The sequence below is a fragment of the Candidatus Phycosocius bacilliformis genome (genome assembly GCF_003112735.1).
GTDB lineage: Bacteria > Pseudomonadota > Alphaproteobacteria > Caulobacterales > Aquidulcibacteraceae > Aquidulcibacter > Aquidulcibacter bacilliformis.
In genome coordinates, this window is the sequence record NZ_BFBR01000006.1 from 207,850 (window position 1) to 223,491 (window position 15,642).

A 15,642-nucleotide genomic window follows, 5' to 3' on the forward strand; every position below is an offset into this window, starting at 1 on the left:
GGCAGATGTCATGGCACGGGTTGCAACAATCCTGACTTAGCCGACCACGCCAAAGCCCAGGACTGGCTTTCGTATCTGGCTAGAATATGCTATAATTCTAGCCAAGTTGGAGCAACGACCATGCAGGTGAATATTCTTGAGGCCAAAAACCGCCTGTCGGAACTGGTGAAATGTGCGCAGGCGGGCGAAGAGGTTGTTATCGCAAACCGTGGCAAGCCTGTGATGCGCCTCGTCCCCATTGAGCAGGATGACGACTGTCAAGCCGCGCCTAATAGTGGTGCGGGGCTGTTCACATGGTTGGTATCGCGGAAGCCGACAAAGGCGCAGCGCGATCACACGCAAATTGAACGCGATATTGAGGATGCACGTGCGGCATGGGATTAATCTATCTCGATAGCTGCATTGTCATCTATGCACTCGAGCCCGCATCAGCTCTCCACGAGACGGTCTTGCTGAAGATCGCAGCAGCGCCCGATGACGAATTTGCCATATCCCATCTCGTCATAGCTGAATGCTTGGCGGGGCCATTGCGCATCGGAAACAGCTTCTTGCTGCAAGATTACGAGCGTTTCTTCCACCGAGTGAAGGTCCTTGAACTCAACGAGGCCATCTTTCGACAGGGGGCACACCTGGTTGCGCGAGGACGATTGAAGATGCCCGATGCGCTTCATGTGGCTTGCGCGCAATATCATGGGTGTGATGCACTTTGGACCAATGATCACCGCATGAGCCAAGCCAGTGGCGGCCTTGCTGTGTCGGTCATCCCCCACCCCACTACACCGCCCCCTTGAGGAAGCCGTCCGCATTGGGCTAAGGCAGCGGGCATGACCGATGAAACCAGCCCCACCGCTTTGCCCGACCGTTTGAGCGTCAATCCCCGCAGCCCCTATTATAATGAGGAGCTTTTGGCTCTGGGTGTCGGGGTGCGCTTCAAAGGCGAAAAAAAGACCAATGTCGAAGAATATTGCATCTCAGAAGGCTGGGTGCGGCTGGCACTGGGCAATAAGGTTGACCGCAAGGGCAATCCATTGACGATCCTGCAAAAGGGCCCGGTCGAGGTCTGGATCAAGAGCGCTCAAACAGACTGACGGCCTTATCCGTCATCATGATGTCGGCAAATGGCCGATAACCGAGTTTCTCGGCAACCCTGATCGAGGCCGCGTGTACGCTTTCGATCATACAAACCGTGCGGGTTGGGCCATGGGTCTGTTCATACCAGGCCAGAGCCGCTGCCATGGCTTCGGTGGCAAACCCCCTGCCCGCCAGCGATGGAATGATCACCCAGCCTGCTTCGGGTGCGGCATCAAGCCCTGGATGGAGCCCCCGTTTGTGATCGGCCAGTCCAACATCGCCAATATAAAGCCCGGTTGCCTTGTCACACACCGCCCAATAGCCGTAGCCCATAGCTGGCCAATGCCCCATATAGCGGAGCAACCGGAACCACGATTCCTGGCTGGATGATGGCCGCGCCCCGATATGGCGGACAATATCAGGATCACCCCACATGGCGGCCAGCCGCTCAAAATCAGTGCGTTCGTGACCCCGCAGGATGAGGTGGGTGGTGGTCAATTGAGGGGCTTGGCGCGTCATGATCAAAGCCTATGCCAAGGCTGATCCCTTGGAAAGTCACCGATGGGCCGCGTGTACAGGAGGGGAGCTCGCTATTTCGGGCTATTTGCAATCGCAGCATTTACGGCAGCTTGCGGCGGGGTCGGCGCGCATGCGCCAATCCCTTTGGCTTCGCAGATTTCTTGCGGACTTCTCACGCGTGAGGGGATCATGCCAACACGGACACATACTGTGCCACCCTTGATGCTTTTTGACTGACCATCCTCCAAACAAGGCGGCGGTACATCACGCCAGCGCATCTCGTTACGGGAAAAGGCCTCAGCATTCTCAGGCCGGTATTTTGGTCCGCGCGCGGCGTCCAAAAGCCGCTTGATCTCCAGATTGGGCGGGCAATCAGGCGGGCGATCCTTGATATCAATGCGGGCGCAGGCTTGGGCTTTAATGATGGCCTGCGCTTGGCTTGTTAGCCCTGCACCCGCCTGACCGCCTGCGGGACCGGGCAAGCCTCCTTCTATCGCCTTTGTCGGGCCCGGCGTGGACTGTCCGGCCACCATGGGACCGAGCGGTGCCAGATTCTCGACAGTCGGTGAGGCCGGCAGCAAAACCGGCCGAGTTTGTCCGGACTTGGCCTCACTTTGTGGCTTTAGGCGCTGACTTGGTTTTTGGGAGGCAGCTGGATTGGGCGCGATCTTGAATGGCCGTCGTGGCGGGGTCGGCCGCTCTGTCGCCAAAACAAGTGCGGCAACCCCAACAGGTTCAGGCAAGGCTTTCGGCGGTGCCATATGCAAAAGGCCAAACACCAGCACAGACCAGATCGCCAGAGCGATCAGGCGCGTCATCAACCGCGTTGTCGCGGAAATCCCCCCAGGTCCCAGTTTCGGGGCTTTGCCCGCATCATTGACCATGGATCAACACGTGCCTGATCACAGGCTTTCTGGCACGTTAAATTGTGGTTAGGTACCGACCACGCCGCCGTCCTTGCGTCGGACATAGACGACGGTATCGCGCGGCCAGCCGCCATGTGGGAAGCTGGAATAGGGTCCTTCGGCCTCGCCGCGATAAAATTGCCCAGACGGGCTTTCTGCCCCAACATGCTGTACACCACAGAAGAAGGTGCGCTGGTCCCAAGCCAGCAAGGGCCCGGTACATTCAGCCCCGACCGGCACGGTCAAGAAGCGCTTAACCGGGCGCGGCCCCTTTCCCACCATCGGCAGAACATAAACCCCGTCGTTGCAGGGGAAAGTATCCTGTGTGCCGTCGGTTGTGATCCAGCCAAAATTGCGGTGGTCGAAGGTGATATTGTCGGGCATGGCAAAGCGGTCACCGGTCGTTGTGGGTTTGCCCTGAAGCCAAGAGGAAGCATTGACCCGCCTGCCCTCTTGATTAACCACCGGGGCGACTTCACCTGCCGGATCACCCGCCACCGCAAAAATGTCCCATGTGAAACGCAAGGCGGCCGGATCGCGGCCTGCTTCATCTATGCGCACGATATGGCCCTGAAAATTGCGCTCAAGGCCATCGCCTTCCAGCGCCTTGCGCCGCGGATTGGCCGCATTGCCTGGCCGCCCTGAGTCCGACAGATTGCCGGTACACATCACAAAGACGGTGCCGGTGCCTCGGAAGCTGCCATCAGTTGGGCTTTCCACATCTTCAGGCCGGTCCATACGCGTGGCACCCAAACGGGCAGCCGCCTCTCGACAGCGCACCATCACATCGCCATCGTCGGCAAATGGGGCCTCACCGGGGGCCAGCGGCACCTGATTGGCGGCTTCAGCGGTCAGCGCGATCCAATAGCCAGTCCCGTCGGCCTCAAATCGCGCGGCATACAATGTACCCTGCGACAGCAGGGATCGGTTGGCCACCCGATTGGTTGGATCGAAACGGCCATGCGAGATGAACTTATAGACAAATTGGTTGTTGCTATCATCACCTGTGTAAATCACCGCCTGGTTCGAGCGGGCTAACACCGTGGTGGCGCATTCATTACACTTACGACCTAATGCTGTGTGCTTGGTCGGCAACCAATCGGGATCATACGGGTCGATTTCGACGATCCAGCCGTAAAGCGCCGGACCATGGGGATTGCGGCTCAGATCAAATTGACCCGGCCCGCCCATCCGCCAAATATTGTCATAGCGGAAGATCGTCTGGTCAAAGCCAAAGCCGGGCTCTGCCTTCGCTGACGCCAAGACCGGGCTATCCTTGTCACTGGTGAAGAACTGGTTGTTGAAATTCTCCTCAGCGGTCAAATAGGTTCCCCAAGGGGTAAAGCCCCCCGCACAATTCTGGAACGTGCCTGCCTTGATCGCCGCAGCGCGCTTTGGCGGGCCAGAGCGTGCGCCCTCAATCTCATTCACAATTGCCCCAGCCCGTGTGATCCACGGATGGTTGGCTGCGGGACCGTCAAAGACAATCTCGTTGAACGGCGTGATGCGCCGATTGCGGCCCACTCCCTTGGCAGGCCCTTTGACTACCGCCCAAGCCCCGGTTGCAGGATCGTGGCTGACATCAAAAACACTCACCCCCATGCAAGCATAAAGGGCCTCCAGTGCCACCGGGTCAGTATCAAGAGCTTGGCCATTGCTGCCCGGCGCTGCCAGAAACGGGCTAACAGCCTCGTGGTTGATGCACATGATGGCACGGCGCACGCGGCCCTGCGGCCAGGGATAGGCCCAATTGGCCGGAAATAGGGCCAGCATATCATTATGGGTGCCAAACCGGCCTTCCTGTTCTTCCCGCGTGAATTGGAAGGGGGCACCCCGGCGGCTCGTATCCAGCGGAGCCATGCCCTCAAACAGCGGATCACCCCAAGAAATCAGCGGGGCCCAGACATAGCCCTCTGGCACCACCACCGTGTCTTGGCGATTCTCAGGCACAGAGGTGAAACCAGCTGGCACTGCCGCGGCTTCACTTGGCAATAGGCTCGCCGCTGGCAGGCTGGCCGTGACGGTCAGAAACCCGCGACGGGATAGATGGGCACAAGCAAGGTCAGCGAATTGATTGGTCCGGGCAGTCATGGGAGGGGCCTTCTGTAATTCCACGTCAAACATAGGATTGGCCGATGACGGGTTGACGACAAATCACAATGTTTCAGCCGACAAAAGCAGCCCATTCGGCTTCGCTCATCACGCGGATGCCCAACTCACTGGCCTTGGCAAGTTTGGATCCTGCGCCAGGTCCTGCCACCACAATATCGGTCTTGGCAGAAACACTGCCAGCCACTTTTGCGCCCAAGCGGATGGCTTGGGCTTTGGCTTCATCGCGCGTCATGGTTTCAAGGCTGCCGGTAAAGACCACGGTTAGGCCCGTCACCGGGCTATCTTGGCGGCTTGCTTCAGCATCGCGAGGTCGCACCTCTGCCAACAAACGGGCCACTGCACCTTGATTGTGTGGCTCGGCAAAGAAGTCCAACAGCGCCTCGCATGCCACCTCCCCCATACCGTCAAGCGCGGCCAAGGCAATGAAGGCATCCCCCGGTCTCTGACTGGCGGCCTGTTTCACAGTCGCAACAAGGCTGCCCCAATCACCAAACGCCCCGATCAAGGCCTTGCGCGCCGGCATGGCCACTTCCTTCAAGCGCAGTTTGGCGAGATTTTCAGCCACATCGTCAAACAGATTGCCTTGCCCCGTAAACGCACCCGCCTCTGTCTGGCTTGCGGCCCAATCCAACAAGGCCTTCAACGCTGCTGGCCCCAAGCCTGGTAGGCCTTCCAATTTTCGATAAGCCTCACCGGGGCGATGGCTCGCTGCAGCCTGCACCGCTTCATCAAATGCCTGCCACGACACGAAAGCGCGCGCGAGCACGCCACTTGTCGTCTCGCCAATATGGCGGATTCCAAGGCCAAAGATAAAGCGCGCTAAGTCGATGTCACGCCGCTGGTTGATCGCTGCAAACAGATTGTTGAGCGACACCTCGCCATAGCCATCCTTGCCGGCCAAGTCGGCACGATGATGTTCCAATTTGAAGATGTCTGCGGGTTCCTTGACCAGCCCCCAGGCAAAAAAGTCCTGCAGCTGACGTGGCCCTAGCCCGTCAATGTCAAAGGCCTTCCGGCTGACAACATGCTCAAGATGCCGCAGGCGCTGGAACGGGCAGGCAAATTCGCCCGTACACCGCCGGACCACGTCCTGTTCACCCTCACCATCCCCACCACCGCGGATCGCTGGGGTCTGCAACGGACAGGGGCAGACATGGGGAAAGGCAAAGGCTTGACTGTCTGCTGGCCGCCGATCAACTAACACATCAACAATCTGAGGGATCACATCGCCTGCGCGCTGGATGACGATATGATCTCCCACCCGCAAATCCTTGCCCCCGCGCACCGCTTGCCCGGTCACACGGTCCAGCGCTTTGCCTGCGATAAAGTCCTCATTGTGCAAAGTGGCGTTCGAGACCACCACCCCGCCCACAGTCACTGGTCGGACGCGAGCCACCGGGGTCAAAGCACCTGTACGGCCCACTTGAATATCAATCGCATCAAGGATGGTTGTCGCCTGTTCGGGTGGGAATTTGTGCGCAATCGCCCAACGTGGAAAGCGGGTGATAATGCCCAACCTTTCCTGCAAGGCCAGATCATTGACCTTATAGACGACCCCGTCGATGTCATATCCAAGTTCGGCCCGACGCAGCCCCAAATCGCGGTAATGGGCCAAAAGGCTCGCCACATCCGGGCACAACACCATGTCGGCGTTGGTCTTAAACCCCCAAGCCGCAAAACAGGCCACCGCCTCCATCTGGCTGGTCGCAAACGCCGCGCTCACATCCCCCCACGCATAGGCGAAAAAGCTCAACGGGCGCTGGGCGGTTATGGCAGGGTCTAATTGGCGCAGACTGCCCGCGGCGGCATTGCGTGGATTGGCATAAAGGGGAAGCCCTGCAACCTCCTGGGCTTTGTTCAAGGCGGCAAAGGCCTGATGGCTTAAATAGACTTCGCCCCGCACATCAATAAGGTCAGGCCAGCCTGCCCCGGCAAGTGTGCGGGGAATATCGGCAATGGTCAGCACATTGGCGGTCACATCTTCGCCTTCCTTGCCATCCCCGCGCGTGACCGCATATTTCAGTGCGCCCTTCTCATAGCGGATGGACAAGGATAGGCCGTCAATCTTGGGCTCAGCTGTGCATGCCAAATCTTGTTGATCAGCCAAGCCGAGAAATCGTTGCGCGCGGCCAAGAAAATCAGCGACATCGGCGTCGGTAAAGGCATTATCCAGCGACAACATGGCCACGTTATGGCTTATTTTGTTGAAGCGGGCCGAAGCCGCGCTGCCAACGCTGCGCGACGGACTATCGGGACGAACCAGGGCGGGAAAGCGCTGTTCGATGAGTAAATTGCGGCGCTCCAGCGCATCATACTCCGCGTCAGTGACGCGTGGCGCATCATGCTCGTAATAGGCTTGGCGATGGCCGGCAATCTCACGGGCCAACCGTTCCAGTTCAAATACGGCCTGATCTTTCGTGAGGGAATCAACGGGCAGAGTTGAGAAGTCCATACCAGCCAAACTAGACCTAAGCCCCGGTGAGGTGAAGATGTGGCAAAGCCCGATCAGGCCACCAATTGCAGGCCTTAGTTCTGTCGGGCCGCCATCAGGGCACGGGCGGCGGCACGGGCTTCGGCGGTGATTTCGGCCCCGGCCAGCATGCGGGCAAGTTCTTCCTCGCGGGCTGCCTCGGGCAGGCTGGTCACATCGGTGCGGGTGACGCCATTGTCGATACGCTTTTCAATCCGCCAATGCCGTCTGGCGCGCGCGGCAACTTGCGGGCTGTGGGTGACACACAAAATCTGGGCGGTCTCTGCAAGGCGGGCCAGGCGACGGCCGACAGCGTCAGCAGTCGCCCCGCCAATGCCTTGGTCTACCTCATCAAAAACAAGGGCCAACGTGCCACCATCGGTGGACAGGACGAGTTTGAGCGCCAAAGACAGACGTGACAATTCCCCACCGGAGGCAATCTCCGACAAAGCGCCAAAGCCTGCACCGGGATTGGCAGCAATCTCAAACGTCACTCGGTCAATCCCGTCCTTGGTTGGCCGTGTCGCATCACTATCCACGCGGGTGCGGAAGCGGGCCTTGTCGAGCTTAAGCGGCGGCAATTCTTGCATGACCGCTTGATCCAGCGTCAGTGCCGCCTGATGGCGACAGGCCGACAAGGCCTCAGCATTTGTTCGATAATGGGCCTCTGCCTGCACCAGTGCGGCCTTGGCTGCTTGAATGGCCTCATCAGCATGATCAATTCCGGCCAGATTGGCCTCCGCCCTGGCCAAAACATCGCTCAATTGCTCAACCGAAACCCCATGCTTGCGCGCGGCACCGCGTAAGGCAAAAAGCCGCTCCTCCAATTGATCCAGTCGCCCGGGGTCACCTTGAAGTGCGTCGCCCGCGCGCGTCATCCAACCTTGCGCGTCAGACAACTCACTCAACGCGCGCTCAAGGGCGTGGGCGGCCTGATCTACTGCTTTGGAGAGGGCATCAGCACCCTCGCCTTCAGGCTTGCCAACCCGCGAAAGTGCGCGTGCTGCGGCGGCCATACGCTGCTCTGCCTTGCCATCAGCCAAAGCATCAGTGGCATCTTTGAGCGCACTGGCAGCCTTTTCTGATCCCATCAAAGCGCGACGCTCGGCGTCAAGGGCAGCCTCTTCACCCGACTTGGGGGCAAGCTTTTTCAACTCCGCGACCACATGCGCCAGATAATCCCGGTCCGTCGAGGCCCGCCGCGCCTGCTGCTCAGCAAAGTCCAAGGCGGCACGCGCCGCATCAAGGTCACGCCAAGCCTCATAGGTGCGGGCTTTCAGCGGCCCTGCTTTGGCAAACACATCAAGAAGATCGCGATGGGTCGTGGGGTCCATCAAGCCAACCGAGGCATGCTGGCCATGGATTTCAAGCAGGCAAGCACCAAGACGCCGCAACGCCCCGACTGAGGCAGGCGCATCATTAACATAAGCTCGACTTTTGCCGTCCAGACTGATCGAGCGGCGCAGCACAATACGGCCATCTTCGGCTTCAGGAAGGTCCAGTTCTTCCAACAGACCCAGCGCCGGATGCCTTGAACCAATCTCAAACACAGCAGAGGCTTGCGCCCGCTCTGCACCCTGGCGGACCAAGCCACGATCAGCCCGCTCACCCAGCGCGAAACCCAGAGCATCCAGCAGGATTGATTTTCCGGCCCCGGTTTCACCCGTCAAAGCGGTAAAGCCTGGCTCAATCTCCAGATCGAGAGCCTCAATCAGCACGACGTCGCGAATGGACAAGGCGATCAACATGGCCGCCACGCCCCCATGCGGCCAGCATCACCACATCGTCCCCAACATTCCTCTGGCCGCTGCGTCATTTGCCCGTCTGGGATGCCCCAACCGGCACACTGGATGTCTGACTCTCAGCTTGGGGCGGAGCCGGGGCCTTTTCCAAACCACGCTTGGGCCTGATGATCCGCTGGAACAGCCCCCGACGACCTGGCCTGGCTTCCGGGGTAACCCCTTTGGCGGTCAGGAGCTTATAGCTGGCCTCATACCATTCCGAGCCGGGATAATTATAGCCCAGAACCGCGCCAACCTTGGTGGCTTCATCCACCAGCCCCATGGACAAATTGGTCTCCACCAAGCGGTGAAGTGCCTCAGGGACGTGGGTGGTGGTCTGGTAAAGGTCCACCACACGGCGGAAGCGGCCCATGGCAGCCAATTGCTGACCATCGCGCAGATAATAGCGGCCGATCTCCATCTCTTTGCCCGCCAACTGGTCCTGCGTCATGTCGATCTTGAGGCGCGCGTCACGGGCATATTCAGTTTGAGGATAGCGCTGAACCACTTCATTCAGGGCCGCCAATGCCAATTCTGTCATGCGCTGATCACGGCCGACATCGACGATCTGCTCAAAATAGCAAATGGCAATCAGATAATAGGCGTAAACCGCACTTTCATTGCCCGGATAGAGCGAGGCAAAGCGCTGCGCCCCGGCGATCGCGTCTTCATATTTGTTTTGCTGATAATTGGCATAGGCCGTCATCAACAATGCGCGTCTGGCCCATTCCGAATAAGGGTGCTGGCGATCCACTTCTTCAAAGCCAGTGACGGCTTCGGCATAATTTTTCTTACTCAACTCATCGCGCGCATTGTTATAGAGCAGGTCGACCGGCCGCTCGACATAAACAGGTGTCTTCTTGGCCGTGCTGCCGGGCATGGATTGGCAAGCTGCCACCACGACCATCAAACTGGACATCGTCAGAAGAAGTTGAATTCTGGATTGCTTCACGTTTTAAACTCCGGGCAGCAGGCCCTTCTCAGCGCCATCTTTAGCCAGCTTCAACCCGCACGGGAAGCCGCCTTGGCCAACTTCCTTCAGGGACCGATGCACACAAATCGTCATTGGGGCGCGTTTGCGTCAAATTTTGGGCCTGTGGGAAGATGTGGAAACACATGGTCCATCTGGTTGACCGGATTGGCTCACCGGCCATGATGCAGCAAAAGGCCCATGGGTCGACGGCACTTTTGACTTTTGGCTGGGACGCAAAAGATGAGTCTAAACCGCTGTGGCTGGGTGATTGAGACCGATCCGCTCTATGTGGCCTATCATGACGATGAGTGGGGTCGGCCGCTCTATGACAGCCGCGCTTTATGGGAGCTTTTGTGCCTCGAGGGCTTTCAGGCTGGCCTGTCTTGGATCACAATTTTGCGCAAGCGCGAGGCCTTCAGACTGGCTTTTGACGGTTTTGATCCTGACAAGGTCGCCCAATTTGGCGAGGCCGAGATTGAAGCCTTGCTCGCCAATCCTGGCATCATCCGCTCGCGCGCCAAGATCATGGCCACCATCACCGCTGCCCGACTTTATCAAGACATCGAACGCGAGCCTGACGGTTTCAGCGGCTTCATTTGGTCGGTGGTCAACCACCAGCCGATCCACAATCACCCCGCCAGCTTGGCCGACGTCCCCGTGAGCACAGCCCAATCAGAAGCCTTGTCCGCCAAGCTCAAAAAGCGCGGCTTCAAGTTTTGTGGCCCAGTGATTTGCTATGCCTTCATGCAAGCTGCGGGTCTGGTGGTCGACCATGTTGTCACCTGCCATTGCTACCGGCCCAGCCTGACCTGAGATTGTCCGGTGCTGGTGCATCCAAGCCAGCAGTGGCAGGATTGCGCGATCATCCAAACACATTAACCTTGGCAGCCAACAGGTCTCGCAAGAGGACCGATGTCAGGGAGTGAGTCATGAGCTTGAGAACACCAATTTGCGACCTATTGGGCGTCGAACATCCCATCATGCTGGCTGGCATGGGTGGTGTGTCTTATGCCGAAGTCTGCGCGGCGGTCTCCAATGCCGGCGGCTATGGCTGTTTAGGCATGGCGGGGCGATCACCCGATGAGATCCGCACCGAAATGCGCAAAGTCCGCGCGCTTACCGACAAGCCCTTTGGCGTCGACCTGCTGGCTGCTGTGCCTGAAAGCCTTGAGGCCTCTGTCGATATCATCATCGCCGAAGGGGCAACCGCCTTTATCGCCGGTCTGGGTGTTCCCTCCGCAATCATCGACAAATTGCACAAGGCGGGCCTGAAAGTGATGGTGGTTGGCGGGGCGGTCAGCCATGCCGAAAAGGCCGAAGCGGCCGGCTGTGACGCTGTCATCTGCCAAGGCTCTGAAGGGGGTGGACATACGGGCCTTGTCGGCACCCTGCCTCTGGTGGCCCAAGCCGTTGAGCGGGTGAAGATCCCAGTCGTTGCTGCAGGTGGCCTGTATGACGGGCGCGGCCTGGCTGCTGCCTTGGCGCTGGGCGCACAAGCGGTTTGGATGGGCACGCGCTTTATTGCGTCCAAAGAAGCCCATGCCGGGCAAATGTATAAGGATGCGGTTGTCAGTGCCCGCGACACCGATACGGTGCGCACACGCTGCTATTCAGGCAAACCGATGCGGGTCAAGGACAATGCCTGGGTCAAGGATTGGGAAAGCCGCCCCGCCGACATCAAGCCGTTTCCAATGCAGGCGATGATCTCGATGCAATCGGGTGCCATGGGCGGCATCGGCGGTCAGATTGAAGGCCTAGAGCAAGACAAGTCCTGCTTTGCCATGGGCCAGTCTGCGGGCGGGGTGCGCGATGTCCTCTCCTGCGAAGAGATTATCAAGTCCATCATGGCAGAGGCGCATGACAGCATTGCCCGTCTTGGTCGCTTACAGCAAAGCTCACCAGCTTGACCTGAGGGGCAAAGCAGCAGCCTTTTGTTCCTATGCGCAAAGCTGTGTGGATATCGGTAATCATCGGGGCGGCGGCCGTTTCAGCGGCCGCGCTCAGCTTTGCCCAAACGGCCTATCCTGCCGGGCAAGCACCTGTTGAACTGGAATATGGCGACCCATCAAGGGGTGAAGCCGGATCGCGTTTGCCACCTGCAGAAGCGCCTGAAGATGCGGCCGTGGCCGATCCCGGCGACTTTCCAGCCGATTGGGACCCGGCCAGCCAAGGCCTAAACGCGGGTGAGACTGTCTCAAGCCGCAATGCCAGTCAGTCTCGCAAATCACTGCGCGATGTGGATGCAAATACCAGTGGGACAAATCCGGCTGTGACGATGGCGGATGAGCAAGTGATGCGCGATCCGCGCCGGCCTCGGGCAGTCGACCCGAAGACCAAGGCTGATCTTCAGCAAATGTCGCGCATTCTGGGGTCTCTTCATGCCTTGCGGGTCTCTTGCACCGGCCGCGAGGATCAGACCTACCGATCCCGCATGGCCACCATGCTCGACTTAGAAGCGGCAGATGACAGCCCCTTACGCGATCCTCTGGTCGATGCATTCAACGAGGGTTTTCAGGCCTATGGGCAAGGCGTTGCAACCTGCCCGCGCGACCAGACCGCACAAGAAGCTCGACTGGCCAAAGAAGGTTATGGATTGGCCAAGAAATTGGCGGCGCAATATCGGGCCATTGGCTTACCGCCAACTCAGCCCGCACCAGGTGCTGTTCCAACAAGCTCTGCAGGCCGATGAGGTGGATCTGCTCAGCTCCACTTGGCATTTACCTGCGGTAAATGTTTATCGCTGATCTCATTACATGATACTGAGCATGATGATTGTCGTACGTCCTTACATGGACAGTAAGGATGATCCATCTAGATTGATCACGGTAAGGTGGGAGTGTTTCCTGCATTTAATTGAGGTTGAGTCCGAATGTCGCTGACCCGCAGTCGGATATCACAGTACGGAGGTGGAAAGTGTCTAACTACACCTGCTTATTGATTGAAGACAGCATGATCCAAGCCCGTGTGATCTCGCAGATGATCCTGCGCACTGGCTGGGATGCTCTGGTCGCTCTCGACCTCAAATCTGGCTTGACCATTTTGGGCAAAGAGCCATTGAATCTGGTGATTTCGGACTTGGCATTGCCTGATTGTCAGGATGGCAGCACGATCGCCCAGATCCGCCGCGCCGCACCTAATATCACAATCGCGGCGATTAGTGCCGGGGGCCGAGATGGCCAATTGGGCAGCGCGTTAGAGCGGGCCAAGGGCGATGGTGCGGAATTCCTGCTGCAAAAGCCTTTGACCCAAGAGCGGCTTCAGGAGGTTCTGACCGAAGTTGCAACCCGCCTCGAAACCGGATCAAGGCTGCCCCATGTCCTGGTCATTGATTCAAGCCGAACCGTGCGCAAGGTCTGTGAAACCGGCCTGAAAGAGCACCAATTCCGCGTCACCACGGGGGCAAGCCTGGAAGAAGCACTCGAACATGTGGATGTGTTAGATCTTGATGCTGTGGTGATTCAAATTGATGTCGATGCTCAGGAAGGGGCAAGCTATGTCACCCAAATGCGCGAGGCTTTTCCCGGTGTGGCCATTATCGCCTTGTCGGACCGCGGTGATGGTGACATTGCGCGCCGATCTTGGATGAAAACCCTCGATGCCGGTGCCGATATTGCATTGGCGAAACCTTTCAGTCCTGACGATTTGGTCAGTTCAGTTCGCAACGGCATGGCCATGGCGGCATCTGCCTTTTTGGCGGCGGCCAAGCGCGGTGGGTAAACTTGGCTAAGATCTGGTGAGTTGACTGAGGACCGTAGCGATCACTCCGACCACAATTAAGGCAGAGCCCAAGCCGCGGCGAAGATCGATCGTCTCCTTAAACCGGATCCACCCCAGCAAAGTTGCTGTTGGGGCTTCGACGAGCGCATTGAGCGCCCGCACCAGCGCGGCAGGTGCCAATGTTAATGCCGCAAACCAGCAGGCCGAGGCGGCCGCCCCGGCTAGCCCGGCAGACCAGCTTGCCCGTCCTTCGGCGGCCAGGGCTTGAAGTGCTGGACGGTCGACCACCAATAATATTCCACCCAAAACAGCACTTTGCAGACCTTGAACGCACACCAGCGTAAAGGTTGCTGAGAATAAGGGCGCACTGGGATCAATCGCCAAGCCACACAATCGGTAGCAATTGGCTGATACTGCAAAACAAGCCCCAGAAGCCAAACCATAAAGACCGGCTTTGAAACCTGATAAGCCCCCGGCCAATCCTTGGCGTGGCCAGCTTGCCAAAATCAGCCCGCCCGTGGCCACCAAAATGCCCAGCCAGCCCCAAGGACCTAAATGATCACCCAGGAACAGGACGCCGACCAAAGCGGCCAAGGGCAGGCTCATGTGCTGAAATGTCGACCCCAGTCCAAAGCTGGATGCCCGCATGGCTTGGATCAAGGCTGCAGTGGCACATACTTGCGCGGTGGCTCCAATCGGGGCGGCAATCCAAAATGCAGGCTTGATGGCAAAATGACTGGGTGGGGCTAACCAAGCCACGAGCACCAAGAAAAGCGCGGCAAACGGCAATCCATAGAGGAATCGAACCAGCGTTGCCCCCCAAGGCCCAGCTTGGTCAGACAAACCTCTTTGGGCGGCGTTGCGCAAAATCTGCAAAAAGCCCGCCACCAATGCCAAGGGGATCCAAGAAAGTGCCATGCGAAAAGCCTTGCAGAAAAGGAAGTTCAAGCCCGCAAAAACACACGATTGCGCACCCTTATAGACCTGAATACGCCCTAAACCCGCCATAAACCAAGCCCAACAAGACACCGAGGGACAGTGTGTGCCCAGGTGCTGCCAAATCCGCAGCACATGTGGCGGGAGGGCAGATCATGGCTGAACGATCCAATCTTTTCGTACCTGCAACAGCATTGGCATTGGGCATTGCCTTTGCCGGTTATTCCGCAGGCCAATCCTTGGTGCAATCGCGCCTCGGCTTTCGTACCGTGACGGTCAAAGGTCTGGCAGAACGTCCCGTGAAAGCCGATCTTGGCTTTTGGCCCATCAGTTTTGTGGCCACGGGTGACACATTAGAAGAAGCTCGTCAGGGCCTGGGTCAGGCAGAAGCCAGCGTGAAGGCCTTCCTCTCCGCACGTGGCTTTCCTGCCACGGCCTATCAGGTTCAAAATATCCGGGTCGAAGACAAACTCGCCAATGCCTATTCGAACGGGGGTTTAAACGGGCCGCGTTACATCCTGACCGAAACCCTGCTGGTCAAGACAGGTGACGTCGACAAACTGGCTGAAACCGCGCGCAATAGCGGTGATTTGCTGAAAGATGGTGTGGTCTTTGCCAATGAAGGCATGTCGGCAGGTCCAGCCTTTCAATTCACCAAACTCAATGATCTGAAGGGTGAACTTCTCACAGAAGCTACCCAGCGTGCACGCGAAGCGGCTGACAAATTCGCCCGAGAATCCGGTGCCAAAGTTGGTGCGATTCAGAATGCCAATCAGGGCGTGATCGAAGTTAATCCGGCGGTGGACATACCTGATAGCCCGCCGGATCGGCAGATCGACAAGAAAGTGCGCGTGGTGACTACCATCACCTATTTCTTGAAGGATTAAGTCTGCAGAGCCAAGCTGGCATCCAACCCGGCCCACGGCCAGACTATTTGCACATGGGGTTTGAGAATTCAGTATCGCCCAATAGGACTGGGTCATCCAGCGTGCGCAGGAAAGCCATCAAAGCGGCTTTATCGGCCGATGTGGCGGCTCCAGTCGTGGGGGCGGCCGGCACATTTGGTAAGGCTGGCGTCGCTGGTGCAATGCTTAAACCCAAGCTGGTGCCGAGTGCATGGGCGGCGGTCACCGAGCAGCGTTAGACGGTACCATAGGT

The 15,642-nt window shown here is 58.3% G+C and carries 16 protein-coding genes; 8 read left to right on the top strand and 8 right to left on the bottom strand.

The genetic code is table 11. The features are described from left to right. Window positions 1-120: 120 nt before the first annotated feature. The 3 genes from PbB2_RS11090 to PbB2_RS11100 are packed head-to-tail and all read left to right on the top strand — an operon-like array spanning window position 121 to window position 1,088. The gene (locus tag PbB2_RS11090) at window positions 121-384 is read left to right on the top strand and encodes a type II toxin-antitoxin system Phd/YefM family antitoxin (RefSeq protein WP_108985375.1); all 264 of its coding nucleotides are present in this window, start codon (window positions 121-123) and stop codon (window positions 382-384) included. Continuing rightward, window positions 375-791: a type II toxin-antitoxin system VapC family toxin gene (locus PbB2_RS16465; protein WP_108985376.1), complete on the top strand. Its 417-nt coding sequence runs from the start codon at window positions 375-377 to the stop codon at window positions 789-791. The genes PbB2_RS11090 and PbB2_RS16465 overlap by 10 nt, the downstream gene beginning before the upstream one ends. A 33-nt stretch (window positions 792-824) precedes the next feature. Beyond that, complete coding sequence (locus PbB2_RS11100; protein WP_108985377.1) at window positions 825-1,088, top strand: DUF3297 family protein; 264 nt, start codon at window positions 825-827, stop codon at window positions 1,086-1,088. On the opposite strand, the gene PbB2_RS11105 is transcribed toward PbB2_RS11100, so the two are convergent. The 6 genes from PbB2_RS11105 to PbB2_RS11130 form a co-directional block, all read right to left on the bottom strand. Next, on the bottom strand, window positions 1,066-1,590 hold the full coding sequence (locus tag PbB2_RS11105; protein ID WP_108985378.1) for a GNAT family N-acetyltransferase: 525 nt from the start codon (window positions 1,588-1,590) through the stop codon (window positions 1,066-1,068). The two genes, PbB2_RS11100 and PbB2_RS11105, sit on opposite strands and share 23 nt — an antisense overlap. Before the next feature lie 71 nt (window positions 1,591-1,661). Beyond that, entirely contained in the window at window positions 1,662-2,408 is a 747-nt protein-coding gene (locus PbB2_RS11110; protein WP_145959877.1) for a hypothetical protein, read from the bottom strand. Between the two features lie 114 nt (window positions 2,409-2,522). Next, a complete protein-coding gene (locus PbB2_RS11115) occupies window positions 2,523-4,586 on the bottom strand; it encodes a PhoX family protein (RefSeq protein WP_192576303.1) in 2,064 nt (687 codons plus the stop codon). A 73-nt stretch (window positions 4,587-4,659) separates the two neighbouring features. Next, complete coding sequence (ligA, locus tag PbB2_RS11120; RefSeq protein ID WP_108985381.1) at window positions 4,660-7,059, bottom strand: NAD-dependent DNA ligase LigA; 2,400 nt, start codon at window positions 7,057-7,059, stop codon at window positions 4,660-4,662. A gap of 74 nt (window positions 7,060-7,133) precedes the next feature. Further along, window positions 7,134-8,825 (bottom strand): DNA repair protein RecN, encoded by a 1,692-nt coding sequence (recN, locus tag PbB2_RS11125; protein ID WP_108985382.1) that lies wholly within the window; start codon window positions 8,823-8,825, stop codon window positions 7,134-7,136. Window positions 8,826-8,889: 64 nt separating this feature from the next. After that, window positions 8,890-9,777: an outer membrane protein assembly factor BamD gene (locus tag PbB2_RS11130; RefSeq protein WP_108985383.1), complete on the bottom strand. Its 888-nt coding sequence runs from the start codon at window positions 9,775-9,777 to the stop codon at window positions 8,890-8,892. A 294-nt stretch (window positions 9,778-10,071) separates the two neighbouring features. Here PbB2_RS11130 and PbB2_RS11135 point away from each other — a divergent pair, with 294 nt between their 5' ends. From PbB2_RS11135 to PbB2_RS11150, 4 genes are all read left to right on the top strand, one after another. Then, on the top strand, window positions 10,072-10,644 hold the full coding sequence (locus PbB2_RS11135; RefSeq protein WP_108985384.1) for a DNA-3-methyladenine glycosylase I: 573 nt from the start codon (window positions 10,072-10,074) through the stop codon (window positions 10,642-10,644). A gap of 116 nt (window positions 10,645-10,760) precedes the next feature. Next, window positions 10,761-11,738 carry an NAD(P)H-dependent flavin oxidoreductase gene (locus PbB2_RS11140; RefSeq protein WP_108985385.1) on the top strand — a complete coding sequence of 326 codons (978 nt, stop codon included), beginning with the start codon at window positions 10,761-10,763 and terminating at the stop codon, window positions 11,736-11,738. Window positions 11,739-11,770: 32 nt separating this feature from the next. Further along, window positions 11,771-12,520, top strand: coding sequence for a TIGR02301 family protein (locus tag PbB2_RS11145; protein ID WP_108985386.1), 750 nt, complete (start codon window positions 11,771-11,773; stop codon window positions 12,518-12,520). A gap of 224 nt (window positions 12,521-12,744) precedes the next feature. Continuing rightward, complete coding sequence (locus PbB2_RS11150) at window positions 12,745-13,548, top strand: response regulator (protein ID WP_272949233.1); 804 nt, start codon at window positions 12,745-12,747, stop codon at window positions 13,546-13,548. 6 nt (window positions 13,549-13,554) lie between these two features. On the opposite strand, the gene PbB2_RS11155 is transcribed toward PbB2_RS11150, so the two are convergent. Then, window positions 13,555-14,466 (bottom strand): DMT family transporter, encoded by a 912-nt coding sequence (locus PbB2_RS11155; protein ID WP_108985427.1) that lies wholly within the window; start codon window positions 14,464-14,466, stop codon window positions 13,555-13,557. Window positions 14,467-14,639: 173 nt separating this feature from the next. Between PbB2_RS11155 and PbB2_RS11160 the strand changes: the two genes are divergently transcribed. Next, the gene (locus tag PbB2_RS11160) at window positions 14,640-15,371 is read left to right on the top strand and encodes an SIMPL domain-containing protein (RefSeq protein ID WP_108985388.1); all 732 of its coding nucleotides are present in this window, start codon (window positions 14,640-14,642) and stop codon (window positions 15,369-15,371) included. A 43-nt stretch (window positions 15,372-15,414) separates the two neighbouring features. Here the strand turns inward: PbB2_RS11160 and PbB2_RS11165 are convergent, their stop codons facing one another. Next, entirely contained in the window at window positions 15,415-15,615 is a 201-nt protein-coding gene (locus PbB2_RS11165) for a hypothetical protein (protein WP_108985389.1), read from the bottom strand. Between the last annotated feature and the right edge of the window lie 27 nt (window positions 15,616-15,642).

Excerpts from the sequence above, each read along its gene's own strand:
- PbB2_RS11090 (WP_108985375.1), top strand. The coding sequence starts at position 121 with ATGCAGGTGAATATTCTTGAGGCCAAAAACCGCCTGTCGGAACTGGTG.
- PbB2_RS16465 (WP_108985376.1), top strand. The coding sequence starts at position 375 with ATGGGATTAATCTATCTCGATAGCTGCATTGTCATCTATGCACTCGAG.
- PbB2_RS11100 (WP_108985377.1), top strand. The coding sequence starts at position 825 with ATGACCGATGAAACCAGCCCCACCGCTTTGCCCGACCGTTTGAGCGTC.
- PbB2_RS11105 (WP_108985378.1), bottom strand. The coding sequence starts at position 1,590 with ATGACGCGCCAAGCCCCTCAATTGACCACCACCCACCTCATCCTGCGG.
- PbB2_RS11110 (WP_145959877.1), bottom strand. The coding sequence starts at position 2,408 with ATGACGCGCCTGATCGCTCTGGCGATCTGGTCTGTGCTGGTGTTTGGC.
- PbB2_RS11115 (WP_192576303.1), bottom strand. The coding sequence starts at position 4,586 with ATGACTGCCCGGACCAATCAATTCGCTGACCTTGCTTGTGCCCATCTA.
- ligA (WP_108985381.1), bottom strand. The coding sequence starts at position 7,059 with ATGGACTTCTCAACTCTGCCCGTTGATTCCCTCACGAAAGATCAGGCC.
- recN (WP_108985382.1), bottom strand. The coding sequence starts at position 8,825 with ATGTTGATCGCCTTGTCCATTCGCGACGTCGTGCTGATTGAGGCTCTC.
- PbB2_RS11130 (WP_108985383.1), bottom strand. The coding sequence starts at position 9,777 with ATGTCCAGTTTGATGGTCGTGGTGGCAGCTTGCCAATCCATGCCCGGC.
- PbB2_RS11135 (WP_108985384.1), top strand. The coding sequence starts at position 10,072 with ATGAGTCTAAACCGCTGTGGCTGGGTGATTGAGACCGATCCGCTCTAT.
- PbB2_RS11140 (WP_108985385.1), top strand. The coding sequence starts at position 10,761 with ATGAGCTTGAGAACACCAATTTGCGACCTATTGGGCGTCGAACATCCC.
- PbB2_RS11145 (WP_108985386.1), top strand. The coding sequence starts at position 11,771 with ATGCGCAAAGCTGTGTGGATATCGGTAATCATCGGGGCGGCGGCCGTT.
- PbB2_RS11155 (WP_108985427.1), bottom strand. The coding sequence starts at position 14,466 with ATGGCACTTTCTTGGATCCCCTTGGCATTGGTGGCGGGCTTTTTGCAG.
- PbB2_RS11160 (WP_108985388.1), top strand. The coding sequence starts at position 14,640 with ATGGCTGAACGATCCAATCTTTTCGTACCTGCAACAGCATTGGCATTG.